The 23,772-nt window shown below is 68.4% G+C and carries 19 protein-coding genes; 10 read left to right on the top strand and 9 right to left on the bottom strand.

Features of this window, described 5'->3' with window-relative positions; all coding sequences use genetic code 11:
* Nucleotides 1-245: 245 nt before the first annotated feature.
* A complete protein-coding gene (locus tag INR38_RS22910; RefSeq protein WP_207443319.1) occupies nucleotides 246-2,447 on the bottom strand; it encodes a TonB-dependent siderophore receptor in 2,202 nt (733 codons plus the stop codon).
* Between the two features lie 115 nt (nucleotides 2,448-2,562).
* Nucleotides 2,563-3,327 carry an ankyrin repeat domain-containing protein gene (locus INR38_RS22905; RefSeq protein WP_012205134.1) on the bottom strand — a complete coding sequence of 255 codons (765 nt, stop codon included), beginning with the start codon at nucleotides 3,325-3,327 and terminating at the stop codon, nucleotides 2,563-2,565.
* A gap of 201 nt (nucleotides 3,328-3,528) precedes the next feature.
* Here INR38_RS22905 and INR38_RS22900 point away from each other — a divergent pair, with 201 nt between their 5' ends.
* Nucleotides 3,529-4,005, top strand: coding sequence for an SH3 domain-containing protein (locus tag INR38_RS22900; protein ID WP_207443318.1), 477 nt, complete (start codon nucleotides 3,529-3,531; stop codon nucleotides 4,003-4,005).
* A 48-nt stretch (nucleotides 4,006-4,053) separates the two neighbouring features.
* Here INR38_RS22900 and thiD read toward each other — a convergent pair whose 3' ends face one another.
* Nucleotides 4,054-4,935, bottom strand: a complete 882-nt coding sequence (thiD, locus tag INR38_RS22895; RefSeq protein WP_207443317.1) for a bifunctional hydroxymethylpyrimidine kinase/phosphomethylpyrimidine kinase — start codon at nucleotides 4,933-4,935, stop codon at nucleotides 4,054-4,056.
* Between the two features lie 354 nt (nucleotides 4,936-5,289).
* Between thiD and INR38_RS22890 the strand changes: the two genes are divergently transcribed.
* The 5 genes from INR38_RS22890 (at nucleotide 5,290) to INR38_RS22870 (ending at nucleotide 8,890) form a co-directional block, all read left to right on the top strand.
* Nucleotides 5,290-6,408: an FAD-dependent oxidoreductase gene (locus tag INR38_RS22890; RefSeq protein WP_084027393.1), complete on the top strand. Its 1,119-nt coding sequence runs from the start codon at nucleotides 5,290-5,292 to the stop codon at nucleotides 6,406-6,408.
* A 119-nt stretch (nucleotides 6,409-6,527) separates the two neighbouring features.
* Nucleotides 6,528-6,725 (top strand): sulfur carrier protein ThiS, encoded by a 198-nt coding sequence (gene thiS, locus INR38_RS22885; RefSeq protein WP_012205130.1) that lies wholly within the window; start codon nucleotides 6,528-6,530, stop codon nucleotides 6,723-6,725.
* Nucleotides 6,726-6,757: 32 nt separating this feature from the next.
* Nucleotides 6,758-7,567 carry a thiazole synthase gene (locus INR38_RS22880; protein WP_013802786.1) on the top strand — a complete coding sequence of 270 codons (810 nt, stop codon included), beginning with the start codon at nucleotides 6,758-6,760 and terminating at the stop codon, nucleotides 7,565-7,567.
* A gap of 11 nt (nucleotides 7,568-7,578) precedes the next feature.
* Nucleotides 7,579-8,502 (top strand): thiamine phosphate synthase, encoded by a 924-nt coding sequence (thiE, locus tag INR38_RS22875; RefSeq protein WP_207443316.1) that lies wholly within the window; start codon nucleotides 7,579-7,581, stop codon nucleotides 8,500-8,502.
* 115 nt (nucleotides 8,503-8,617) lie between these two features.
* Complete coding sequence (locus tag INR38_RS22870) at nucleotides 8,618-8,890, top strand: hypothetical protein (protein WP_207443315.1); 273 nt, start codon at nucleotides 8,618-8,620, stop codon at nucleotides 8,888-8,890.
* 136 nt (nucleotides 8,891-9,026) lie between these two features.
* Here INR38_RS22870 and INR38_RS22865 read toward each other — a convergent pair whose 3' ends face one another.
* Nucleotides 9,027-11,786 (bottom strand): hypothetical protein, encoded by a 2,760-nt coding sequence (locus tag INR38_RS22865; protein ID WP_347566769.1) that lies wholly within the window; start codon nucleotides 11,784-11,786, stop codon nucleotides 9,027-9,029.
* A 58-nt stretch (nucleotides 11,787-11,844) separates the two neighbouring features.
* Here INR38_RS22865 and INR38_RS22860 point away from each other — a divergent pair, with 58 nt between their 5' ends.
* The 4 genes from INR38_RS22860 (at nucleotide 11,845) to INR38_RS22845 (ending at nucleotide 16,864) form a co-directional block, all read left to right on the top strand.
* Nucleotides 11,845-13,383, top strand: coding sequence for a 3-hydroxyacyl-CoA dehydrogenase (locus tag INR38_RS22860; RefSeq protein WP_207443314.1), 1,539 nt, complete (start codon nucleotides 11,845-11,847; stop codon nucleotides 13,381-13,383).
* A 170-nt stretch (nucleotides 13,384-13,553) separates the two neighbouring features.
* Complete coding sequence (locus INR38_RS22855; RefSeq protein WP_012205125.1) at nucleotides 13,554-14,273, top strand: Crp/Fnr family transcriptional regulator; 720 nt, start codon at nucleotides 13,554-13,556, stop codon at nucleotides 14,271-14,273.
* A gap of 151 nt (nucleotides 14,274-14,424) precedes the next feature.
* Complete coding sequence (locus INR38_RS22850) at nucleotides 14,425-15,510, top strand: phosphotransferase (RefSeq protein ID WP_013802790.1); 1,086 nt, start codon at nucleotides 14,425-14,427, stop codon at nucleotides 15,508-15,510.
* Nucleotides 15,511-15,589: 79 nt separating this feature from the next.
* The gene (locus INR38_RS22845; RefSeq protein ID WP_013802791.1) at nucleotides 15,590-16,864 is read left to right on the top strand and encodes an acyl-CoA dehydrogenase family protein; all 1,275 of its coding nucleotides are present in this window, start codon (nucleotides 15,590-15,592) and stop codon (nucleotides 16,862-16,864) included.
* 70 nt (nucleotides 16,865-16,934) lie between these two features.
* On the opposite strand, the gene INR38_RS22840 is transcribed toward INR38_RS22845, so the two are convergent.
* Genes INR38_RS22840 through INR38_RS22820 form a run of 5 tightly spaced genes read right to left on the bottom strand, consistent with a single transcriptional unit; the run spans nucleotide 16,935 to nucleotide 23,771 of the window.
* On the bottom strand, nucleotides 16,935-18,404 hold the full coding sequence (locus INR38_RS22840; RefSeq protein ID WP_207443313.1) for an efflux transporter outer membrane subunit: 1,470 nt from the start codon (nucleotides 18,402-18,404) through the stop codon (nucleotides 16,935-16,937).
* A gap of 1 nt (nucleotide 18,405) precedes the next feature.
* A complete protein-coding gene (locus INR38_RS22835; RefSeq protein WP_052155350.1) occupies nucleotides 18,406-20,400 on the bottom strand; it encodes an ABC transporter permease in 1,995 nt (664 codons plus the stop codon).
* Nucleotides 20,400-21,632 carry an efflux RND transporter periplasmic adaptor subunit gene (locus INR38_RS22830; RefSeq protein WP_207443312.1) on the bottom strand — a complete coding sequence of 411 codons (1,233 nt, stop codon included), beginning with the start codon at nucleotides 21,630-21,632 and terminating at the stop codon, nucleotides 20,400-20,402. Before INR38_RS22830 ends, INR38_RS22835 begins: the two co-directional genes overlap by 1 nt.
* 49 nt (nucleotides 21,633-21,681) lie before the next feature.
* Nucleotides 21,682-22,059, bottom strand: coding sequence for a DUF3325 domain-containing protein (locus INR38_RS22825; protein WP_123691405.1), 378 nt, complete (start codon nucleotides 22,057-22,059; stop codon nucleotides 21,682-21,684).
* Nucleotides 22,056-23,771, bottom strand: coding sequence for a PepSY-associated TM helix domain-containing protein (locus tag INR38_RS22820; protein ID WP_207443311.1), 1,716 nt, complete (start codon nucleotides 23,769-23,771; stop codon nucleotides 22,056-22,058). Before INR38_RS22820 ends, INR38_RS22825 begins: the two co-directional genes overlap by 4 nt.
* Nucleotide 23,772 lies beyond the last annotated feature (1 nt).

Here is a 23,772-nt window from a genome sequence, read left to right as displayed (position 1 = left end):
AAGTCATCGAGGAGCAAAAATGGAGTGCAAGGCCCGAACCAGGCACGGTGAGATTGTTAAACAGGCTTTAGAAGGCAGATAGCAGCTCAACTGGGCAGGCCATGCCGTCTCTGGCATGAACAGGGTCTGCTAAACGAGGTTTGCAGACCCTCCCAAGCGCGCTGGCGATTGCTGCGTACCAGCTGGTGTGTCAACACCTGCTGCACAGCCGAATTGGCCGCGCGCTAGCGAACGAATCCCGAGGCTCAGAACTGATAGGTTGCCGTTACCCGGGCCGTGCGGCCTTCGCCGTATTCAACGGCCGAGGAGCGCGACTGCTCGCCCAGGCGCTGGCGCACGCCGGCCACATAGGCCTTGTTGCCGATGTTTTCGAGATTGAGCCTGAGCTTCCATTGCCGGTTGAGTTCATAGCCGACCATGGCGCTGTGCACCCAATAGGCAGAGAGCTTCCCATCGCCTGCCGAGGTGACATTGCGCGTGCCCACGAAGCGCACCCCATAGCCCACCGTCCAGCCTTGGGGCAATGCATAGGTGGTCCACAGGTTCAGCGAATGGCGCGGCGTATTGCCCAGCGCCTGGCCCACACGCGCAGGCTCGTTCAATGACTTGAGGGTCTTGCTGGCCATGAAGGTGTAGTTGGCGAAGACATCCCATTGCGGCGTCACCTTGCCTGCGGCACCGAGCTCCAGCCCGCGCACGCGCTGCTCTCCGGCCAGCAGATAGCTGCCATCGGCCATCTGCTCGCGGGCATTGGTCTTGTCCACCTGGAACAGGGCGCCGGTCAGCGCCAGCTGGCGGTCCAGCACATCCCACTTGGTTCCCAGTTCCAGGCTGGTGTTCTTCTCGGGTGCCAGCGAGGCCGTGGCCGCATCCAGGCCCGAGCCCGTGGAGACCAGGAATTCGGCGGAAGGATTGAAGGCCGTGCCGTAGGCCAGGTAGATGCGGCCATTGTCGGCGGGCTTGAAGCTCAGAGCCGTGCGGCCGCTGAGCCGGCCGTCGGAGCTGTCCACCGCGGTGCGCATGCCAGCGGCCGTTGTGACGTTGGAGCGCCCGTCGATCCAGTCATAGCGCAGGCCAAGGTTCAGATCCCAGCGCGGACCCAGCGCAATGGAGTCGGTGGCATACAGCGCGCGGGTGTCCAGGCTGGTTTCGTTCCTTCCGCTGTTTTGCAAGTCCGTGGTGCCCGTCCAGTATCCGGGCGGACGGGCCAGCGGATAGCCGCCGGCCGGGAACTGCCGGTTGATGTTGTAGGAAGAGGTGGTGCGGTCATAGGTCTCGCGCGCGATCTCGAAGCCCGTGATCAGCGTATGCCCCAGCACGCCTGTGTCGAAGCGCTGTGTCAGGTTGGTCTGGTTGATCCACAGGGTGGTGGCCGCATCGCGGCCATAGGCCTGGGGCCCTGCGGGCCGGTAGTAGCCAGGCTGCATGCCCCGGAGATCGACATGCGAGGCAGAGATCACGGTATCGCGGCTCAGCCGCGAGTAGCGCGAGAGGTTCTGCAGCTTGGCGCCCGAGGCGAAGTCATGCTCGATCTTCGCGGTCAGGGCATCCTGGCTGATCTTTTCCCGGTCAAGGTTGCGCCAGCCGAAGTAGGCATTGCGCGAGACGCCATCGAGCATCTTGCCGCGAAAGGCCGGCACGCCGAAGTCGGGAAGATTGTCATCGTTCTGGTGGAAGAAGCTGAGAGTCACGCGCGTGGGCGAATTCAATCCCAGGGCCAGCGAGGGCGCCACACCCCAGCGCCGCTTGAAGATGGTGTCGCGCCCGGCCACGTCGCTGTCATGGCCCATGAGGTTCAGGCGCATGGCGGCCTTGCCGCCAGCCAGCACCCGGTTGGTGTCGAGCGTGAGGCGCCGGTAGCTGGCCGTGCCCAGGCCTGCGTCGGCCTCGGTGAAGTCATGGGCCTTGGGCTGCTTGCTGATCATGTTGATGCTGCCGCCCGAGGTGCCTGCCCCGCCAAAGACCGAGTTCGGGCCCTTGATGACTTCGACAGACTCCGTGTTGAAGAGGTCGCTGCGGTTGTTCTGCCCACTGTCGCGCAGCCCGTCGATCTGCAGGTTGGCGTTGGCGCTGAAGCCGCGGATGTTGATGCTGTCGCCCGAGCCCGCACCGCCCTCGCCCGCATTGAAGGTGATGCCCGACACATTGGACAGCGCCTGCTGCAGGCTCAGGGCGTTCTGTTCCTGGAGCACCTGCCCCGGTACCACCGTAATGGTCTGGGGCACGTCCAGCAGCGGCTTGGCGTACTTGACCGAGTCGGATGCCTCGGTGCGCGAGCCGGCGGTGCGCGGTCCCGAAACGGTGACCGGCGCCAGCTGGACCTGGCGATCCTCAGGTGTCACATCCTGCGCGTATGCGGGTGTGACCAGCGCCGCAGCGAAGACCGAATAAAGGCATGACTGGGGGCCGGAGACGAAAGGTCGGGAACGGCAATCTGAAGTGCGCATGGCAAGGGCCTTTGTTGAAAATGGAAATCATTTGCAACAAGACCTTTCCCAAGCAATCAGATCCGTCTGATTCTGGTGTTCAGACCTCGATTTCAGTCGTTTTCGCTTGCGCCGATCAGCGCGCTCCCGCCTCCTGCAGCAGCCGCTCCACCTCATGCTGGCTGCGCTGGCGGGCGTGGGCCAGGGCCGTGACGCCATCCTTGTCGGGCAGGCTGAGGTCCGCCTTCGCCGTGATCAGCTGGCGCACGATGTCCTGGTAGCGCGGGCCACCATCGCCCAGCAAAACGGCTTCGAGCAGGCAGGTCCAGCCCAGCCGGTTCACATGGTCGGCCCGCACACCGGCCGCCAGCAAGGCCTGCACGGTATCGACGTGGCCGCGCTCGCAGGCGGGGATCAGCGCTGTGCCGCCGTAGCGGTTGACGCTTTGCAGGTCGGCACCATAGGACAGTGTCATGCGCAGGATTTCCAGCCGGCCCAGGGCACCGGCCAGCAGATAGGCGCTGTCCTGCAGGTCGTTCTTGAGATTGGGATTGGCCCCGTGGACCAGCAAGGAGCGCGCGACCTCGACATGGTTGCCGCGCACGGCCAGCAGCAGCGGAGTGTTGCCCTGCGGATCACGCACATCCACCGGCGCGCCGCGCTTGAGCCAGTCGCGCACCTGCAGCGCTTCGCCCGCCTGGGCGGCCGCCAGCAGCGCGGGGCCGAATTCGGGGCGGTTCACCACACCCTCCTGCGCCTTGGCCGCGTCGCGGCCCTCGGCGGCTGCGGCAACGGCCTGGGCCTCCTGCGCCTGGACATCCGCCAGTCCCGCCGCAAGGCAGGCCGTCAGAATCGCCGCGTGCCGGCCCTGCGCGCCGGATCGGGAAACAGCATGGTGCATACAAGCCCTCCTGGAAAACACTGTGGTGCGGCAAGCGTACGGCAAGCCCGGGCGATTGCACGCGAACCCGGGGTGCCGCCCGTCAGTTTCATTCAGGAACTATAGCGGCATCGCCTGATCCCACGCGCTTTCCCTGGGCTCGGCCCGCGCTGGAAAGTCTCCGCGCGCCAGCCGACCTCGAACGAAAGGAGACCCGTTCCCGTGCCTTGCAATCAACGCCGTGCCGCCCGCTGGCTGGCCGCAGCCGCCACCGCCCTCGCCGTCCTCACCACCACCCTGGCCCCGGCCGCCGCCCATGCGCGCGAGTTCGTCAGCGTCAAGGGATCCAGCGTCAATGTGCGGCAGCAGCCCACCACGCGCTCGGCCACGCTGTGGGAACTGGGCAAGGGCTATCCGCTGCAGGTGGTGCAGCGCAAGGGCCAGTGGCTGCGCGTCAGGGACAACGAGAGCACGCTGGGCTGGGTGCATGCGCCGCTGACCGGCAAGACCCCGCACATGGTGGTGACCGGGCGCACCGCCAACCTGCGCGCCGGCCCGGGCCAGAACCATCGCGTGGTGGGCAAGCTGGCTGAGATGGAAGTGGTGCGCACGCTCAGGAAACAGGGCTCCTGGGCCCAGGTCCAGCGCGACAACGGCCAAAAGGGCTGGGTGGCGCGCAGCCTGACCTGGGGCTGGTGACCTGGGGCTGGTGACCTGGGCTGATTACCTGGACGTCTGGCTGGACGTTCAGCCGTTGACCACGACCTGCGCGCGCGGCGCATAGCCGTGGTTCAGCGGACCATGGCCGGCGCCCGTGAACACATCGGCACCGGCCGCAATCGCGCCCAGGATGTACTCGCGCGCCTGGGCCACGGCCGCCTCCAGCGGCAGGCCCAGCGCCAGGTGCGAGGCAATCGCCGAAGACAGCGTGCAGCCCGTGCCGTGCCCGTTGTGCGTGGCAATGCGCTGCGACTGCAGGCGCAGCCGCTGGCCGTTGCCCTGGCCCAGCAGGTCCACCACCAGATCGCCCGACAAGTGCCCGCCCTTGAGCAAGGCGGCAGGCGCGCCCAGCGCCAGGAGTTCCTGCACGGCGCCGTCCAGTGCATCTATGCCCTCAATGGAGTGGCCCAGCAGCAGCGCCGCCTCGTCCAGGTTGGGCGTGACCACGGTGGCCAGGGGGAACAGTTCGCGCACCAGCACGGAGGCGGTTTCCGGCGCGATCAGCCGGTCGCCGCTGGTGGCCACCATCACGGGGTCCAGCACCACGTTGCGCAACTGGTGGCGGCGGATGGCATCAGCCACCACCTGCACCACCTCGGGCGTGGCCAGCATGCCGATCTTGACGGCGTCGGCGCCGATGTCCTCGACCACCGCATCGATCTGGCCGCGCAGTATATCCACGGGAATGCCGTGGATGCCGCTGACGCCCAGCGTGTTCTGCACGGTGATGGCCGTGATGGCCGTCATGCCGTAGCAGCCCAGGGCGCTGCAGGTCTTGAGGTCGGCCTGTATGCCGGCGCCGCCACCGCTGTCGGAGCCCGCGATGATGAGCACGCGGGCATAGCGCTTGCGCGCGGCGGGAGCCGGTTCGGGGGATGCGGCAGTCGAAGGGGAGTGGTCGGCAGTCATGGGCGAAAATTATCACCCATGCGCATGGTCAATACCGGCAGCTGCGGGATGTGCTGTAATGCCTGCTGACGGACGAAACAGGGGTGTCCCGTCGGTGAAACAGGGCCTGGCCCGCCTCGCCGATGCGTGACTGAGAAACACCCTGGGGCCCCGGGGCGACCAGCCCCCTGCCGCACAAGCCTGCACCACAGGCACCTTGCCGCGCAGCGCCCCTGCACCCGATCCAGGTCATGCTGGCGTGGGGAGTTTCAATCAATCGGGGTGGTACGCCGCGTTTTGTCCAGCACATGCCCTGTGCGCGGACAGCCGGCCGGCAGTCCCACGGGCATGGGCGCACTTGACCACCAGATGCACATGTCCGTTCTACAAGCTTCTTCCCGCATCGCCATTCTGGGCGGCGGCCTCATGGGCCGGCTGCTGGCATTGGCGCTGGCCCGTCGCGGCCACGGCATTGCCGTATACGACGCCCACGGCCCCGAAGGCGATGGCGCCGCGGCCCGCGTGGCAGCCGCCATGCTCGCGCCCCTGGCCGAATCGGCCATCACCGAGCCCGGCGTGGTGCGCATGGGCCAGCACGGCCTGACGCGCTGGCCCGAACTGCTGGCCCAGCTCGATGCGCCCGTGTTCTTCCAGCAAAACGGCACCCTCATCCTCTGGCACCGCCAGGACGCGGGCGATGCCCAGCGCTTTTTCGGCCTGCTGGAGAAAAACCGCCGCATCAACCCCAGCCTTCCCGCGCTGCAGCCGCTGGCCGACCAGGCCCTGCACGACTGCGAGCCCGCGCTTGAGCGGCGCTTTGCCCAGGCCATGTACCTGCAGGGCGAGGGCCAATTGGACAACCGCCAGCTGCTGGCCTCACTCCACGCCACGCTGACACGCCTGGGCGTGGAGCAGCACTGGAACCAGCCGCGCGAGCTGGCCGACTTCCAACCCGGCACGCCGGGCCAGCCCGACTGGGTGCTGGACTGCCGGGGCCTGGGCGCACGCGGCCAGTGGCCTGCGCTGCGCGGCGTGCGCGGCGAGGTGGTGCGCATCCACGCGCCCGAGGTCACGCTGCAGCGGCCCACGCGCCTGATCCATCCGCGCTACCCGATCTACATTGCGCCCAAGGAGGACCACCTCTTCGTCATCGGCGCCACCGAGATCGAGTCCGACGACATGTCGCCGGCCAGCGTGCGCTCCACGCTGGAGCTGCTGAGTGCCGCCTACACCGTGCATCCGGGTTTTGCCGAGGGCCGCATCGTCGAGATCGCCACCCAGTGCCGCCCCACCCTGCCCGACAATCTGCCGGCCGTGCGCTGGAGCGCGCCGCGCGTGATGGAGGTCAACGGCCTGTACCGCCATGGCTTCATGATCGCCCCGGCCATGCTGGACGTGGTGCTGGAGCTGCTCGACAGCGGTGATTCCGAACTGGCCCGCCGCTTCGATGTTGCCGTCGAGCATGCGCCATCGCAGCACAAGGCAGCCGCCTGAACGGCACGCACGGCACTTTCACGCACAACAGACCGGACATGCACGCAGGGTCGCCAGGCCCGGCCCTGCCTAAGATCGAACAAGCCCCCCGTACCCGCCTTTCGTTTCCCCCAGCCGCCATGAACATCACCATCAACCAGCAAGCGACCGAACTGAGCGACGGAGCCACCGTGGCCGACGCGCTGGCCCAGCTTGCGCCGCGCCCGCCCTTTGCCGTGGCCATCAACACCGTCTTCGTGCCCAAGGCCCGCTATGCCGAGCAGGCGCTGAACGACGGCGACCGCCTCGAAGTGATCTCGCCGGTGACCGGCGGCTGATGCCCCATCCGACTCTCCCATTGCCTCACGCCATGACGACTTCCGCCCCTTCCTCCGACGACAGCCTGGTCCTGTACGGCCAGCGCTTTGACAGCCGCCTGCTGCTGGGCACCTCCCGCTACCCCTCGCCCGCCGTGCTCGAAGCCGCCGTGCAGCGCGCGCGCCCGGCCATGGTCACGGCCTCGCTGCGCCGCCAGGGCAGCAATGCCGCCGAGACCGGCGCCAGCTTCTGGGAACTGCTCAGAAAGCTCAACGTGCCCGTGCTGCCCAACACCGCCGGCTGCATGACCGTGCAGGAAGCCGTGACCACGGCCCAGATGGCGCGCGAAGTCTTCGAGACCCCCTGGATCAAGCTGGAGCTGATCGGCGACGACTACACCCTGCAGCCCGACACGCTGAACCTGGTCGAGGCCGCCTCCATCCTCATCAAGGACGGCTTCCAGGTCCTGCCCTACACCACCGAGGACCTGGTGCTGTGCCAGCGCCTGGTGGATGTGGGCTGCCAGGCCGTCATGCCCTGGGCGGCGCCCATTGGCACGGGCCGCGGCCCCGTCAACCCCTACGCCATGCAGACGCTGCGCGAACGCCTGAAGGTGCCGCTGATCGTGGATGCGGGCCTGGGCCGGCCCTCGCATGCCTGCCAGGTCATGGAATGGGGCTATGACGCCGTGCTGCTGAACACGGCCGTGGCCCTGTCCGAAGACCCGGTGGCCATGGCCGGCGCCTTTGCCGATGCCGTGAACGCCGGCCACGCCGCCCACCGCGCCGGCGCCATGGCCGAGCAATCTGCCGCCCAGCCCAGCACGCCCGTGCTGGGCACGCCGTTCTGGCACCACGGCTGAGGAGACCGGCCATGAGCAACGACTCCATCCAATCCTGGGCAGATGCCATCGTGCGCCTGCACGGCGCCACCTTCGCCCCTGAAGGCTCCGCACTGCCCTCCCAGCCCGTGCCGCAGGCACAGCGCCAGGAACCGGCCTATCTTGCGGCACTGCAGGCCTGCAGCGCGCTGGGCTTCATCGCCATCGACGCCGAGACGCTGGCCCGTGCCTGGCAGGCGCAGACGCTGCGCAGGGGCCGCTTCGAGGCCACGCTATGGCCCGACGATCCGCGCGACTTCGGCCTGGAGGGGGCCGATCCCGCACTGGCCTTCCCGGACTGCCCAAGGTCCCTGGGCCTGTACGGCGTGCTGCCCGATGCGCAATGGGTGGGACGCATGGCCCGCGCCGGTGTCCCCACCGTGCAATTGCGCTTCAAGTCCGAGGACCGCGACGCCATCGCCCGCGAAGTGCGCGCCGCCGTGGCCGCCGTGGAAGGCACGGGCGCCCTGCTCTTCATCAACGACCACTGGCGCGAGGCCATCGATGCCGGCGCCTATGGCGTGCATGTGGGCCAGGAAGACCTGGATGCGCTGGCCGGCGCCGACCTGCAGGCCATCCACGCCTCGGGCCTGCGCCTGGGCGTGAGCACGCATGGCTATGCCGAAATGGTGCGCGCCCATGCCGTGCAGCCCAGCTACATCGCGCTGGGCGCCGTCTTCCCCACCACGCTCAAGAAAATGGCCACGGCTCCGCAGGGCCTGGCGCGCCTGGGCGCCTATGTGCGGCTGATGCAGCGCTATCCGCTGGTGGCCATCGGCGGAATCTCGGCCGACCAGTTCCCGGCCGTGCGCGCCACGGGCGTGGGCTCGGTGGCCGTGGTGCGGGCACTGGTCAATGCCGAGGATCCTGAAGCGGCGGCACGCGAGTTGATGGCCAGCATGCAGGCGTCGGCCTGAAAGTGCAGGGCGATCATCTAAATGCATCGGCCTGCGCCGTTCGATGGCGCGAATGCACTTCTCTTGCGGAAGTCGTAAAACTAGAATGGGCTGCCCCAACTCCGAAAGGTCGCCGATGAGAACCGCAGACAATGGTCCCGCCCGTCTTTTGCTGCCTCGGTACTTCAGAGTCAGAGGGCTTCATGCGAGTCTGGTTGCGGCTTTCGTGTTCAGTGCAGGCTTTTCTCTATCAGTTCAAGCGCACACCATCTCAGACATAAAAACAAACTTGGATTTTCCCGAACTCCAAAAAACAGAATATCAGCTAACCGATATTTCCGATGACGGCTATCTTGAACTGTTTGGTAGCAATGGCGAGATAAGAGAGGACCTTCTGCTTCCTCAGTGACAAATCTCCGTAAATTTACGAATTTGCCAGGACACTGCATTTGAGCAATCTGCCACACGACAGCCAGCGCTGATCAGCCAATAAATAAAGGGAGCAATGGCTCCCTTTATTTATTCAACAGGTGCCCTGCGCTCCATCACCCCCTCAGCGGCGGATCATTGTGCTTGTCCTTCCCGTTGTCGGCTTCCGCATCAGGCAGCGCGGTGCGAAAGGCCGGATCGGTTTCGCGCGACAGCAGCATGTCCACCGAGCGGCTCAGCGGCTCGTCCAGGCCACGGTGCTCACGCACGGTGTCGGGCGGCTCCAGCTCCCACTTGTCCAGCGCCAGGTCCATGTCCAGCGGCGCCTTGAGATTGTGGCTGCTGAAACCCACGGCACCCGAGCCGGGCACCGACAGCGTCACGGGCGGAAAGCGCGAGGGCACATCGACATGCGGCAGCTCGTTCTCGCCCAGGTCCGTGAGGTCTATGTCCAGCAGCGGTGCCGACTCATCGTGGATGAAGGAAGGCGCCTCGCCCAGGGGAACGGCGCGCACCTGGCCTGCGGGCAGTTGGCCGGCCTGATCCAGATCGAAGTTCAGGGGCTGCAGCTCGAAGTGCAGCGGCGCGGACAACGAGTCCGGTGCGCTGCTCGCAGGCCTGTCGCCTCCACCGACTGCACCCGTGGACAGGGGCAGCGTGTCCATGGGGGTGAACTCCAGGCCCGGCTCCAGCGGCGTCACTGAGCCCGGCTGCGGCTGTGCAGGTTCTATCGGCGGCTGCAGCTCTGCCATCCAGTCCACGCCCGTGGCCGCGGATGCAGGAGCCTGCGCAGGCGTGGCTTCTGCAGCCGCTGTGAAGGCCGCCGCGCCGGCCGTGGCTGCGCCGGCTGCGGCCGTGCCCGCCACCATGCGCGGCGTGGTGCGCTCGCGCGGGCCGGGTTCGCCGCGTGTTCCGGCAGGTGAGGTGCGCGCAATGGACAGCAGCAGCAGCAGGTCGTCGAAGGCCGCCAGGTCGAAGGGGGCCGGCGCATCGGGGTCGGGTGCACCGTCCTGCTTGAACAGGTAGTGCGCCAGGCAAGTTTCGACTTCGTCCACGGGCCACAGGGCCTCGATGCGCGCCAGTTGCTCGGGATAGCCCTGCAGCAGGCTGCTGCCCTTGTCGGTGAAGCCCGGCATGGCCGGCACGCGGGCGTTGAAATGCCTGGCAAAACGCGCGCGCAGCTGGTCGAAATCGTCGCGGCGGCTCAACGTGTAGTACAGGTGCAGCAGCTCCAGATAGGCCAGCGGCGAGGAATCCTCATGCGTGTCGATATGCGAGCGCAGCAGCTCGATGGCCTGCTGGTGCTCCCCCACCGAGATGAAGAATTCCGCCTGTTGCTGCACGTCGAACAGTTCGCCGGGCTGCACCATGCGCCTGGCCTTGATGGCCTCGGGCCCGGATGTGCGCACAGGTGCCGGGGCCTGCGGTGCAGGCTCGGTTTCCAGCTCGGCATGCACGGACACAGGCACGGGAATGGTGGCCGGGCCGAAGTCGCCAGGGTCCACATCCTCATGCAGCTCATAGGTCACGCCGGGACGCATCTGGGCGCCGCGCTGCACATAGGGCGAAGCCAGGGTATCCGGTCCCCGGCGGTCGTCCTGCTGCGGTGCCGCAGGCCGGTGCTCACGCAGGCTGGGAGCCATGGGCCGCGTGGGCCTATGGGGATCCAGGGAATGCGGCAGGGTGTGGATCTCGTCATCGCGCACATGCGGCGGGGTCGACGGCACGGGGTCCTGCGACGAACGCTCCACCGATTCCCGCCAGGCGTTTTGCTCGCGCGAGAACAGCGAAGCACCCGAGCGCATGCGCCAGGCCATCCAGCCGATCACGGCCACGGCGGCAATCAGGGCCAGCAACAGCGCATTGAACAGCCAGGACGAGCCGCCGGACTCCTGGCGCATTGCGTCCAGCTCGGCCCGCAACTGGGCCAGTTGCCCACGGTCCACGCCGTCGCGCTTCTTGAAGGCCGCCATCTCGGCCTCCAACGCCTGCACGCGCTTGTTGGCCTCAGCCAGCTGCTCGCTGCCGGCATCGAACATGGGAGCCGCAGATGCGGCGCCGCCTTCGGGTGTTCCAGGTGTTCCGGGTGTTCCGGGTGTTCCGGCTGCTCCAGCGGCGCCCGGGGTTCCGCCCGTGCCCAGCCATTCCTCCACCGGCTCCATGCGCAGGCGCGGTTCGATGCGCAGGCCCGCCTGCAGCTGCCCGGCCTGGGCCTGGGCGGTCACACCCACGGGAGGCTTGGACTTTTCGGCCGCGGCCTTGGGTTTCGGCCTGGGCTTTGGTTTGGGCTGGGGCTGCGCCTCCTTGGGAGCGGGCGCCGTGGCAGGCCGCGCATCCGACCGGGCACTGGCCGCGCGGGAGGGTGTCGAAGAAGATTCAGAAGCGGTGCCAGCCACACCGGCTGCACCAGCGCCAGCACCGGCTGCTGCTGCGGCGCCCACGGTCGGCAGCGCAGGCTGCGCTGCTGCCAGTTCACGCACATTGATGGGCTGGTTGCCTGTGGCGTCCACCGAATCTGGCAGCTGCGCCAGCAGCGTATAGCTGCGGCTGATGCCGCCACCTTCGCAGCCCGCCCACAGCTTGAGCGTCACGATGGGCTCGTCCACCGTATAGCGGGCCTGCACCCGCACGGCCTTGCCCGACGAGGTCGGGCTGACACTGACGCGCGAGGATTCGATGGGCCTGTCACCGGCCAGCAGCTCGGCGCGCACACAGGAGCTGCCGGCGTCGTTTCCGCTATCGGGCTGCAAGCCCACCACCAGGTCGAACGGAGCGCCCAGCACCACGTTGCCCCGAGGACTGCCCAACGACAATGCGGACGCGTTCCAGGCCATGGAGGACAGGGCGACGCCGAGAATGGTGCTACAAATTCTCACATCAGCCTTTCTTTGAACGCTTGCATTTTTGCATAGACACCTGTAGGACACCTCCTCTATGTATATGATCCAAAACAACATTTCTCCTATCGGAAACGTCGGATTGATAGGCGCAGGCATCATGGGGCAAGGCATTGCCCAGTTGGCCGCCCAGGCAGGCGCCAGGGTGCTGTTGCAGGATGTCCGCCCCGGCGCTGCCGCACAAGCGCAACAACAGCTGCTTGCGCTGTGGGACACGCTGCAGAAGAAACAAAAAATAACAAGTGAGCAGGCCGCAGATTGCAAGGCCCGGCTGACGGTGGTGGACGGTCTCGATGCCTTCAAGAACTGCGACCTGGTGATAGAGGCCATCGTCGAGCGCATGGACGCCAAGCAGGCCCTGCTGCGCGAGCTGGAGGCCATCGTTGCGCCCGGGACTCTCATCGCCAGCAATACCTCGGCCCTGTCCATCACCACGCTGGCCACGGCGCTCAAGCACCCGCAGCGCTTTGCCGGCTTTCACTTCTTCAACCCGGCGCCGCTGATGAAGGTGGTGGAGATCGTGCGTGGCCTGGCCACGGACGAGGCCACCTGCGCCACGCTGGCACAGTTCGCGCGCAGCTTCGGCCACACGCCCGTGCGTGCGCAGGACACGCCGGGCTTCCTGGTCAACCACCTGGGCCGAGGCTATGTGACCGAGGCGCTGCGCATCGTGCAGGAAGGCATTGCCGACTTCGCCACCATCGACCGCATCCTGCGCGAGCAGGTGGGATTCAAGCTCGGCCCGTTCGAGCTGATGGATCTCACCGGCCTGGATGTCACCCATGCCGTGATGGAGCACATCTACCACCAGTACTACCAGGAGCCGCGCTACCGCCCCAGCCCCATTGCCGCGCAGCGCGTGGCGGCCGGCCTGCTGGGCCGCAAGACCGGCCAGGGCTTTTACCGCTATGCAGAAGGCCGCGCCGAGCAGCCTGCCGAGCCTGCCGTGCCGCAGGTGCAGACGCTGCCACCGGTCTGGGTGTCCGCACGCGCGGCCCGGCGCAACGAGATCTACCAGTTGCTCAAGAGCCTGGGCGCGCGCATTGAAACCGCGCAGGCACCGACCGAGCAGGCCTTGATCCTGGTGGCGCCGCTGGGCCTGGACGTGACCACGGTGGCTGCCGTGGAGCGGCTGGACTGCACGCGCACCATGGGCATCGACATGCTGATCGCCGACGCCGACACGCGCCGCCGCGTGCTGGCCACCACGCCGGCCACGCGCACCGACATGCGCGATGCCGCCCATGCGCTTTTTGCGAGCGACGGCAAGGCCGTCAGCGTGATCCGCGACAGCGGCGGCTTCGTCACGCAGCGCGTGGTGGGCTCCATCGTCAACATCGCCAGCGACATCTGCCAGCAGGGCATCGGCAGCCCGGCCGACCTGGAAAAGGCCGTGACCCTGGGCCTGGGCTATCCCATGGGCCCGCTGGCCATGGGCGACCGCTGGGGCCCCACCAACATGCTGGAGGTCCTGTTCAACCTGCAGACCGTCTACGGCGATCCACGCTACCGCCCCAGCCCCTGGCTGCGCCGCCGTGGCGCGCTGGGGCTGAGCCTCACGCACGAGGAGCCATAAGCCCTGCAAAGCCGGCGACCCGATGCACGACGGGTCGCCTTTTTTTCGCCGCCCTGCCCCGTTTTCGGCAGGCCCAGACACCGAAGTGACAGGCCCGCCGGCGGCATGCTGCGCCGCGGCGGTCCCACACGCGACAATGTGACCGTCATCAGTCACGCAAAAGACAGGCCATGGACGACCCGATTCTTACCATCGAAGAACGTGAAGCGATCAATTCCGGTCGCTGGTTTTCATCACTTTCTCCATCGCTTCGGCACGACATTCTTCGATGCGCTTACGTCAAACGGTTCAAAGATGGCACGCTCATCTGCGCACGCGGAGAACCGCCCGAGGAATGGATCGCCTGCGCCCGGGGTGCGGTGCGCGTGAGCTCGACCTCGATCACGGGCAAGCAGATCACGCTGGACTACGTGGAGCCGGGCATCTGGTTCGGCGACGTGGCCATCCTGGACGGGGACAAGCGCACGCACGATGCCTATGCACACGGCGAGACCACGCTGCTGTGCGTGTCCAAGACCGACTTCAAGAAAATCCTGTCCATGCATGTGGAGTTCTCGGAAGCCATGCTGCGCCTGCATGCACGGCGCATCCGCCAGCTCTACGGCCTGGTCGAGGACCTCAACACCCTGCCGCTGCGCGCGCGCCTGGCCAAGCAGCTGCTGCACCTGGTGCGCAGCTACGGCGTGACCAGCCTGTCGGATGGCAGCGAGATCCGCATCGGCCTGCACCTGGCGCAGGAGGAACTGGCGCAGTTGCTGGGCGCCTCGCGCCAGCGCGTGAACCAGGAACTCAAGGCCATGGAGCGCGAGAACGCCATCCGCATCGAGCCGGGTGGCCTGGTGGTCTGCGACCGCGACACGCTGCTGCGCATCGCCGCGCCCGACGCCTGAACCTGCGCGGCCCCCACCGCGCCGCGTACACACAACCCTTTCCTTCACCGACCGGACGTTCGCGCCGGCCGGTGCCTTGCCGCGCCCGTGCCGCGCGGCCGCACCCCTTTCTAGAACCGGTTTGCGAACCGATCACAGGACTGACTGCCCCATGAGCACTTTCGACCATTTCGTAGGCACGCGCCCCGTCTCCGACCAGCACGCATTCGACGTGCCCGCGCTCACAGCCTGGATGCAGGGCCATGTGCAGGGCTTTGCCGGCCCGCTGCAGGTGGAGATGTTCAAGGGCGGCCAGTCCAACCCCACCTACAAGCTGATCACCCCGGGCCGCAGCTACGTGATGCGCTCCAAGCCCGGCCCCGTGGCCAAGCTGCTGCCCTCGGCCCATGCCATCGAGCGCGAGTTCCGCGTGATGAAGGGCCTGGCCGGCACCGACGTGCCCGTGCCCCACATGTATGCGCTGTGCGAGGACGAGTCCATCATCGGCCGTGCCTTCTACATCATGGAGTGCATGGAAGGCCGCGTGCTCTGGGACCAGTCCCTGCCCGGCATGGAGCCGGCCCAGCGCGCCGCCATCTACGACGAGATGAACCGCGTGATCTCGGCCCTGCACACCGTGGACTTCGCGGCCCAGGGCCTGGCCGACTACGGCAAGAGCGGCAACTACTTCGAGCGCCAGATCGGCCGCTGGAGCAAGCAGTACGTGGCCTCGGTCACCCAGCCCATCCCCGAGATGGACCAGCTCATGCAGTGGCTGCCCGCCCACATGCCGGCCAGCGCGCTGGATGCCTCGCGCGTGTCCATCGTGCACGGCGACTTCCGCCTGGACAACCTGATGTTCCACCCCACCGAGCCGCGCGTCATCGCCGTGCTGGACTGGGAGCTGTCCACCCTGGGCCACCCGCTGGCCGACTTCAGCTACCACTGCATGAGCTGGCACATCCCCGCCACGCTGGGCCGGGGCATCGCAGGCAAGGACCTGGCGGCTTTGGGCATTCCCGGCGAAGAGGAATACATCCGCCGCTACTGCGAGCGCACGGGCCTCAAGGACGTGGACACGCTGCGCGCCGACTGGAACTTCTACATGGCCTACAACATGTTCCGCATCGCGGCCATCCTGCAGGGCATTGCCAAGCGCGTGGAAGCCGGCACGGCCTCCAGCGCCCAGGCCAAGGCCTCGGGCGACACCGCCCGGCCCATGGCCGAGCTGGCCTGGTCCTTCGCCCAGCGCAGCTGAGCCATCCAGACCAGCCCCCATCACTCACCGATCACCCCGTTTCCACCACAAGCGACAAGCCAAGAGAAGGAGCGCATCCATGGACTTTGAATATTCGCCCAAGACCAAGGACCTGCAGGAACGCCTGCTGAAGTTCATGGACGAGCACATCTATCCCGGCGAAAAGGACTATGCCGCCGAGATGGAAGCCAACACCGCCGCAGGCAAGCGCTGGACGCCGCTGCAGACCATCGAGAAGCTCAAGGTCAAGGCCCGGGAGCAAGGCCTGTGGAACCTGTTCCTGCCCGTGGACAGCGCCGAGGCCGCAGGCTACAAGGGCGGCGGCCTGACCAACCAGGAATACGCGCCGCTGGCCGAGATCATGGGCCGCGTGCCATGGTCCAGCGAGGTGTTCAACTGCTCTGCGCCCGACACCGGCAACATGGAGACCATTGCGCGCTACGGCAGCACCGAACTCAAGGAGCGCTGGCTCAAGCCGCTGCTGGAAGGCAAGATCCGCTCGGCCTTCGCCATGACCGAGCCCGAAGTGGCCTCCTCCGACGCCACCAACATCTGCACCCGCATCGAGCGCCAGGGCGACGAGTACGTGATCAACGGCCACAAGTGGTGGATCTCGGGCGCCGGCGATCCGCGCTGCCAGGTCTTTATCACCATGGGCAAGACCGACCCCGATGCGCCCAAGCACTCGCAGCAAAGCATGATCATCGTGCCCGGCGACGCCCCCGGCATCCGCATCGTGCGTCCGCTCAACGTCATGGGCTATGACGATGCGCCGCACGGCCACATGGAGATGTACTTCGAGAACGTGCGCGTGCCCGCTGGCAACATCCTGCTGGGCGAGGGCCGTGGCTTCGAGATCGCCCAGGGCCGCCTTGGCCCCGGCCGCATCCACCACTGCATGCGCCTGATCGGCCTGGCCGAGCGCGCGCTGGAGCTGATGTGCAAGCGCGCCAGCTCGCGCATCGCCTTCGGCAAGAGCGTGGCGCAGCAGACCGTGACGCAGGAACGCATCGCCGAGGCACGCTGCCGCATCGACATGGCGCGCCTGCTCACGCTCAAGGCCGCCTGGCTGATGGACATCGCCGGCAACAAGGTGGCACGCAGCGAGATCGCCATGATCAAGGTCGTGGCCCCCAGCATGGCCTGCCAGGTCATCGACTGGGCCATGCAGGTGCACGGCGGCGGCGGCATGAGCGACGACTTCCCGCTGGCCAGCGCCTACGCCCACGCGCGCACGCTGCGCTTTGCCGACGGCCCGGACGAGGTGCACCGCAACGCCATCGCCAAGTGGGAGCTGGGCAAGTACGGCGCCTACGGCAAGGATGCCGGCGTGCCCATCACGCGCGGCAGCTGAGCAGGCTTCAAGCCTGAGGCCTGAGGCCGCGCACCCGACAGGATCGGGTGGCGGCCCTGGCCCTTCCCTCTCAGCCAGGTGGCAATGCCTCCTGGCTTTTTTGTGCCTGCCTTTCCGGCATTTCAGCGCCCATGGCAGGCGCCTCCCATCCCCCGCCCAGCGCCCGGTACAGCGCCACGCGCGCCTGCAGCTGCAGCAGGCGCTGCAGCACGGCATCGTCCTGGGCCGCGTACAGCGTGGTCTGGGCCTGCAGCAGGGACAGCAGACTTTCCGCACCGGCCTTGTAGCGCAGCTCGGCCAGCGACACGGCCTGGCGGGCCTGGGCCAGCACCTCGGCCTGGGCCTCGGCCTGGGCCTTCAAGCCGTAGACGGCGTTGAGCGCCAGGTCCACATCGCCATAGGCGGCGACGATGGACTTGTAATAGCCGGCCAGCAGCTCCTCGCGCCGGGCCTGGGCGCCATCGCGTTCGGCCGCCAGACGGCCGCCGTCGAAGATGGGGCCGGCCAGTCCGGCCAGCAGCGAATAGACCGGCTCGCGCAGCCAGTCGCTGGCGCGGCCCGCGCTGGTGCCCGCGCTGCCCGTGAGGGTCAGCCGGGGCCACAGTGCAGCACGGGCGGCCTGCAGGTTGGCGCTGGCGGCGGCCAGCTGCGCTTCCGCATTGGCAATGTCGGGCCGGCGCTGCAGCAGTTGCGTGGGCAGGCCTGGGCCGATCTCGGGCAGCTGCAGGGCCTGCAGCGAGTCCGTGGCCAGCGCGGGGCGGCGGGCCTGGCCCAGCAGCACGGCCAGCGTGGCATCGGCATCCTCGCCCTGGCGGCGCAGCGTGGCCAGGGCCTGGCGCTGGCTGGCCACCAGACCGCGTTGCTGTGCCAGCTCCAGCTGGGTGGCGGCACCTGCGCGCGCGCGGGACTCCACCAGGCCCAGCAGCCGCTCGGCATTGGCCACATTGCGCGCCGCAATGGCCTGGCGCTCACGCAGCGCCACGGCCTGCAGCCAGCCATGGGCCACCTGGGCGGTGACCGTGAGGCGCACCGTGTCCTGGTCGAAGCGGCTGGCCTGCCAGGCCGCCGCCGCCGCATCGCGCGTGGCGCGGTTGCGGCCCCAGAAGTCCACCTCATACGAGGCCGTCAGCGCGGCGCCATAGACGCTGGCCTGCCCGCCCGCCACCTGTGCATGGTTCATGCGCTGGGCGCGCAGCTCGCCGCTGAGCGACGGCAGCAGCGCCGCGCCTGCCTGGCGCGTGGCCGCCTCGGCCTGGCGCACGCGGGCCATGGCGGCAGCCATGTCCAGGCTCTGGTCCTGGGCGGCCTGCACCATGCCGCCCAGCTCCGCGCTGCCAAAGGCCTGCCACCACTGCGGTGAAACAGAGGCAGGGACGGCTTCGCCCTGCTGCTTCCACGAAGCGGCCAGCGCAGGCGCCTCCCGGTCCGGCATCGTCTGCTGCGCCGCGCAGCCGCCCAGGGCCGCAAGGGCCAGGGCCATGCAGCCCAGGCGCGCCGGCGCCCGGCGCGCCGGCATCGTCTTGTCGTTCATGTCTTTCATCTCACTCTCCCGCCAGCGCACGCACCGGGTCCAGCCGCGCCGCCGTCTTGGCCGGCATGTAGCCGAACACCAGGCCCGTCACCACGGCGCAGGCAAAGGCGCCCAGCATGGCGCGCACCGAAAACACCACGGGCACGCCCGCCACGATGAGCACCACGCCCACGGCCAGCCCGGCCAGCAGGCCCACCGTGCCGCCCACGAAGGTGACCAGGCTGGCCTCGGTCAGGAACTGGCGCAGGATGTCGCGCTGGCGCGCGCCCGTGGCCATGCGGATGCCGATCTCGCGCGTGCGCTCGCGCACCGTCATCAGCATCACGTTCATCACGCCGATGCCGCCCACCACCAGGGAGACGGCGGCAATCAGGCCCAGCATCACCGCCATGCTCTGGCGCGTGGCCGCCTCGGCCTGGATGCGCGCGGCCGCGTTGCCGATGCCGAAGTCCTCGCGCCCGCCGTGGCGCGCCAGCAGCAGCTTGCGCATGGCCTCCTCCGCCTCGTGCACCACGTCGGAGGACATGGCCTCGATCACCACATAGTCGGGCTGGGTCTGCGACTGGTAGACGCGCGCCCGGCCCGAGCGGTAGGGAATGAAGACCATGTCGTCATAGTTCTGCGCGCCCGAGTCCGCGCCGCGCTCGCTCATCACGCCGATGACCTCGAAGGCCGACGTGCCGATGATCAGCTGGCGGCCCAGCGGGTTGGGCGTGTCGGGGAAGAAGTGCTGGTGCGCCTTGTGGCCCAGGACCACCAGGGGCGCCAGGTCGCGGTCCTCGGCCTCGGTGTAGTAGCGGCCCTGGGCCAGCTTCCAGTGGTGCACCAGGGGCATCTCCTCGCTGGCCGCGAACACATAGATCTGCTTGTCGGCCTTGCCGTAGCGCACGGTGATGGGGTCGCCGATGACGGGCATGACGCGCCGTATCTCGGGCAGTTCGCGCACGGCGGCCAGGTCTTCCTCGGTCATCTGCCCGGCCGGCCCTCCCGTGGCCGGCGGCTTGCTGCCCATGTAGAGGATGGCCGTTCCCATGGTCCCCATCTGCTCGACCACCTTGCGCCGCGCGCCCTCGCCAATGGCCAGCATCACAATCACCGAGGCCACGCCGATGACGATGCCCAGCAAGGTCAGGCTGGTGCGCACGCGGTTCATGCGCATGCCGCGCCAGGCGCTGCGCGCGGCCTCGAACAGCTCGGCCAGCCAGGGCGCGCCGGCGCTGCCGCGCTGCGGCGTGAGCGGCAGGGCAGCGGCACCCGCATTCACCCCGTTTGCGGCATCGTCGCGCTGGCTGTCGCTGGTGATGCGGCCGTCGCTGATCTCGATCACGCGGCGCGCCTGGGCGGCCACAGTGCGGTCGTGGGTGATGAGGATGATGGTGTGGCCCGCGTCGGCCAGCTCGCGCAGCAGGGCCATGACTTCGGCGCCGCTGTGCGAGTCCAGCGCGCCCGTGGGCTCGTCGGCCAGGATGATCTGGCCGCCGTTCATCAGCGCGCGCGCAATCGACACGCGCTGCTGCTGCCCGCCCGACAGCTGGTTGGGCCGGTTGCCCAGGCGCGAGCCCAGTCCCAGGCGCTCCAGCAGCGCACGGGCGCGCCGCACGCGCTCTTCCTTGGGCAGGCCCGCGTAGATGGCGGGCATTTCCACGTTCTCGCTGGCGCTTTCGCTGGCGATCAGGTGGTAGCCCTGGAAGACGAAGCCGAAGGCCTCGCGCCGCAGCCAGGCCAGCGCGTCCGAGTCCAGCGTGGCCACGTCCTGGCCCTGGAAGTGGTAGCTGCCCTCGCTGGGCCGGTCCAGGCAGCCCAGGATGTTCATCAGCGTGGACTTGCCCGAACCCGAGCTGCCCACCACGGCCACGAACTCGCCCGCGCGTATCTCCAGGTCGATGCCGTGCAGCACGGTGACGGCGGGCTGGCCGCTGTCGCCGCCGCCGTAGTGCTTGGTGATGCCGCGCAGCTCTATCAGCGGTGCGGTCAGCGGCGCGCCGGCCTGCATGCCCTGCCCCATCACCATTGCAGCCACCGCGGGCCACGGTCCAGAGGCGTCTCGCCGACGATGACGCGCTCGCCTTCCTGCAGGCCCTCCAGCACCTCGGCCTGGTGGCGGCTGCGCACGCCCAGGCGCACGGTGCGCTGCTCGGGCTGGCCCTTGGCGTCCAGAACGCGCACGGTCTGCGTGCTGCCGGCCTTCTCGGCGTTCTCTGCCTTTTCCGCCTTGTCAGTCGTTCCCGCCTTGTCGGCCACGGCCATCAGCGGCACGGTCAGCGCCTGCCCGGCCTGCCCGGTGACGAAGACCACCTGGGCCGTCATCTGGGGCATCAGCTCGGCGTCCTCGTTGTCCACATCGAACAGCACGGTATAGGCCACGGCCTTGGTGGCGGGCGCAGGCGCCTGGCCCGCATTGCCGCCGGCCGGCGCCTGGCTGGTAGAGGGCGAAGGCAGCACCTGGCGCACCTTGCTGGACCAGCGCCGGGGCCTGGCCTGGTCGGCGCCGCCCAGCGTGGTGAAGTACACCGGCATGTCGTCGCGCACGCGGCGCACGTCGGCCTCGGACACTTCGGTCCACACCGTCATGGCCGACAGGTCGGCAATGCGCAGGATGTTGGGCGTCTGGTAGGTGGCATTCAGCGTCTGGCCTTCACGCGCCTCCACCGACACCACGGTGCCCGCCATGGGCGCGTAGATGCGCGTATAGCCCAGGCGCGCCTCGTCGGCCTTGAGCGTGGCCTGGGTCTGGTCGATCTGGGCCTTCAGATGCTCCATGCGGGCGCCGGCTGCGGCCAGGTTGGCTTCTGCGGTCTGCAAATCTTCCTCGCGCGTGGCCCCGTCGCGGGCCAGCTGGCGCTGGCGTGTGAGCTGCTGCTCGGCCAGCTTGCGCAGCGCCTGCTGCTCGGCCAGCTGGGCGCGCAGGCCCGCCAGCGAGGCGCGCCCCGCATCCACCGTGGCGCGCTGCACGCTGGGGTCGATCTCCACCAGCAGCGCGCCCTTCTCCACCTGGGCGCCGGGCTCCACGCGCAGCCGGGTGACCTGGCCCGACACCTGGGCGCCCACGTCCACATAGCGGCGTGGCTGCAGCGTGCCGATGGCCGTGACGGTGGACTCGATATCGGTGCGCGCCACGGTCTCGGTCTGGTAGGCCACGGCAGGCCGGCTGGACCACCAGGCGGCCGCGCCCCCGGCCGCCGCCAACAGGACCACCGCCACGGCGATGGCTTTCCAGCGTTGCTGCGTGCGCGTCATGCTTGCCTCCCGACCACACACACCCCGAACTGGAACGAAAGCAGGAAACTCATCTGAAAAACCCCGTAGTACCGAAACTGAAAACAATCCACGCCAAATCCGCCACGGCAAGCACGCCAGCCAACCAGGCCAGCCGCGCCGCCCAGCGCGCATGGGCGCTGATCAGGGCCACGGCCATCAGCGCGCCGGCGGACACAAAGCCCAGCCAGGCCACCGAGCCCACCGTGCCGCCCCAGCCCGAGACAACGGGCACAAGGGCCAGCGCCAGCAGCGCCGTGCCCAGGCTGCGCAACTGCGGGCCACGGCGGGCCGGCAACTCGCGCGCGCCGGTCAATTGTTCGTAGTGGCGGTCCATGGCAAAGGCCAGGGCCGCCATGCCTGCAAAGGCCAGGGCCAGTGCGGCCAGGGATGCGTGCAACGTGCTCATGCCTGCACCTCCGAGCGGCCTGCCACGGCGGCCTGCCCCTTGGCCGTCTTTGCCTTGGCGGCGGCACCTGCGCCGCGCCGCGCCAGCCAGCGCCAGGCCCAGGCGGCCGCCAGCCCCGTGGCCAGGCAGAACAGCTCCACCCCGGCGCTTTCCCAGTCGCCCTCCAGCATGTGGGCCGACAGCGGCTCGCCCACGGTGATCCAGTTGAGCAGCGGCAGCAGCAGGCACAGCATGGCCAGCAGGCCCATCTGCTGGCGCCAGGCCGTGGCCGGCGCGCAGGCCAGCGCATGCACCAGCGCCAGGCCCCACAGCCCGAAGAACACGGCCAGCTCCCAGTCATCGCGGTGCGCCAGGCCCACGGGCACCAGGCGGTTGGCCCACAGGTAGCCGATGCAGCCCAGGCCCAGCCCGGCGATGGCCGCCACGTTCAGGCCCTCGATCAGCCGGTACACGCGCGCCGTGGCGCTGCCGAACTCGCCCTGGTGGCGGCTGCGGCGCTTGACCATGAAGAGAATGGCGCCCGTGGCCATCATGGCCGCGCCCGCCAGGCCGCACAGGAAGTACAGCCACTTCATGGCCAGCCCGCCGAACTTGACCATGTGCAGCCCGCCCATGACCGCCTGGGCCAGCGAGGGGGTGCCGCCGTCGGCGCCGCCGGGCAGGCGTACCTGCAGCACCTCGCCCGTGGCGGCCGAGAACATGGCCATGCCCGAATTGGGGCTCAGGCGCTGATGCGCACGGTCATCGCTGTTCCAGCCGTAGACGCCGATGCGTGCCGATGCATCGCCGGGATGGTTGACGACCACCGCGCGCACCGCCTGGCCCATCAGCTCCTGGCCGCGCCGCGCAAACGACTCCAGATCCGGCACGGCCATGGGCTTGCCGGAAGGCGCGGGCGGCCCGGCCTCGGTCATGTCGGCGATGAAGGCCGTGCGGGCGGCCTGGTCCGTGCCATAGACCGTCCAGACGCCAACGGGCATGAAGCTCAGGCTGGAGATGGCGATGCCGGTATAGGCGATCATGAACTGGAAGGGCAGCGTCAGCACCGCAACGGCGTTGTGCGCGTCCAGCCAGCTGCGCTGGCCCTTGCGTGCGCGAAAGGTGAAGAAGTCCTTGAAGATGCGCTTGTGCGTGATCACGCCGCTGACCAGTGCCACCAGCATGGCCATGGCGGCAATGCCGATCACCCACAGCCCCACCTGCCCTGCATGCAGTTCATAGTGGAAGTCCACGAAATGGTTGCCGCCCATGGTGGCGCGCGCGGCACCGTGGCCGTGGCCTGCCGTCATTTCCTCGCCCGTGGCCGTGTCCAGCTCGGCATCGGCGTACTGGCGGTTGGCGTCGAACCAGTAGACATGCAGGTCGCCGCCGCCCTTGTCGTCGGACGGCCAGATCTCCCACATCTGCGCGCCCTGGTGGTGCTTTTGCATGTAGGCCGCGCCCCAGGCCAGGCGCTGGCCCAGGTCCGCACCCTGCCCGGCCGGTGCGGCGGCGCGCGCTGCCGCCTCGGCCGCCTCCTCGGCATGGTGCTCGGGCGTCATCCAGTGCGTGATGGCTTCCTGGAACACGGCCAGCGAACCCGTTAGGAACACCGCGAACAGCAGCCACGAAAACCACAGCCCGCACCAGGTATGCAGCCAGGCCTGGGCCTGGCGGAAACCGCCCGTGGCAGCGCCGCTGCCGGGGACCTTGCCGATCTGCGCCTTTGCCATC

This window comes from Delftia sp. SD018 (assembly GCF_017355445.1).
Classification (GTDB): domain Bacteria; phylum Pseudomonadota; class Gammaproteobacteria; order Burkholderiales; family Burkholderiaceae_C; genus Comamonas; species Comamonas acidovorans.
This window is presented reverse-complemented; position numbering and strand designations above follow the sequence as displayed.

Bases quoted from the DNA above. Each gene is read 5' to 3' on its own strand.
- INR38_RS22910 (WP_207443319.1), bottom strand. From the start codon at position 2,447: ATGCGCACTTCAGATTGCCGTTCCCGACCTTTCGTCTCCGGCCCCCAG.
- INR38_RS22905 (WP_012205134.1), bottom strand. From the start codon at position 3,327: ATGCACCATGCTGTTTCCCGATCCGGCGCGCAGGGCCGGCACGCGGCG.
- thiD (WP_207443317.1), bottom strand. From the start codon at position 4,935: ATGACTGCCGACCACTCCCCTTCGACTGCCGCATCCCCCGAACCGGCT.
- INR38_RS22890 (WP_084027393.1), top strand. From the start codon at position 5,290: ATGTCCGTTCTACAAGCTTCTTCCCGCATCGCCATTCTGGGCGGCGGC.
- thiS (WP_012205130.1), top strand. From the start codon at position 6,528: ATGAACATCACCATCAACCAGCAAGCGACCGAACTGAGCGACGGAGCC.
- INR38_RS22880 (WP_013802786.1), top strand. From the start codon at position 6,758: ATGACGACTTCCGCCCCTTCCTCCGACGACAGCCTGGTCCTGTACGGC.
- thiE (WP_207443316.1), top strand. From the start codon at position 7,579: ATGAGCAACGACTCCATCCAATCCTGGGCAGATGCCATCGTGCGCCTG.
- INR38_RS22870 (WP_207443315.1), top strand. From the start codon at position 8,618: ATGAGAACCGCAGACAATGGTCCCGCCCGTCTTTTGCTGCCTCGGTAC.
- INR38_RS22860 (WP_207443314.1), top strand. From the start codon at position 11,845: ATGTATATGATCCAAAACAACATTTCTCCTATCGGAAACGTCGGATTG.
- INR38_RS22855 (WP_012205125.1), top strand. From the start codon at position 13,554: ATGGACGACCCGATTCTTACCATCGAAGAACGTGAAGCGATCAATTCC.
- INR38_RS22850 (WP_013802790.1), top strand. From the start codon at position 14,425: ATGAGCACTTTCGACCATTTCGTAGGCACGCGCCCCGTCTCCGACCAG.
- INR38_RS22845 (WP_013802791.1), top strand. From the start codon at position 15,590: ATGGACTTTGAATATTCGCCCAAGACCAAGGACCTGCAGGAACGCCTG.
- INR38_RS22840 (WP_207443313.1), bottom strand. From the start codon at position 18,404: ATGAAAGACATGAACGACAAGACGATGCCGGCGCGCCGGGCGCCGGCG.
- INR38_RS22835 (WP_052155350.1), bottom strand. From the start codon at position 20,400: ATGGGGCAGGGCATGCAGGCCGGCGCGCCGCTGACCGCACCGCTGATA.
- INR38_RS22830 (WP_207443312.1), bottom strand. From the start codon at position 21,632: ATGACGCGCACGCAGCAACGCTGGAAAGCCATCGCCGTGGCGGTGGTC.
- INR38_RS22825 (WP_123691405.1), bottom strand. From the start codon at position 22,059: ATGAGCACGTTGCACGCATCCCTGGCCGCACTGGCCCTGGCCTTTGCA.
- INR38_RS22820 (WP_207443311.1), bottom strand. From the start codon at position 23,771: ATGGCAAAGGCGCAGATCGGCAAGGTCCCCGGCAGCGGCGCTGCCACG.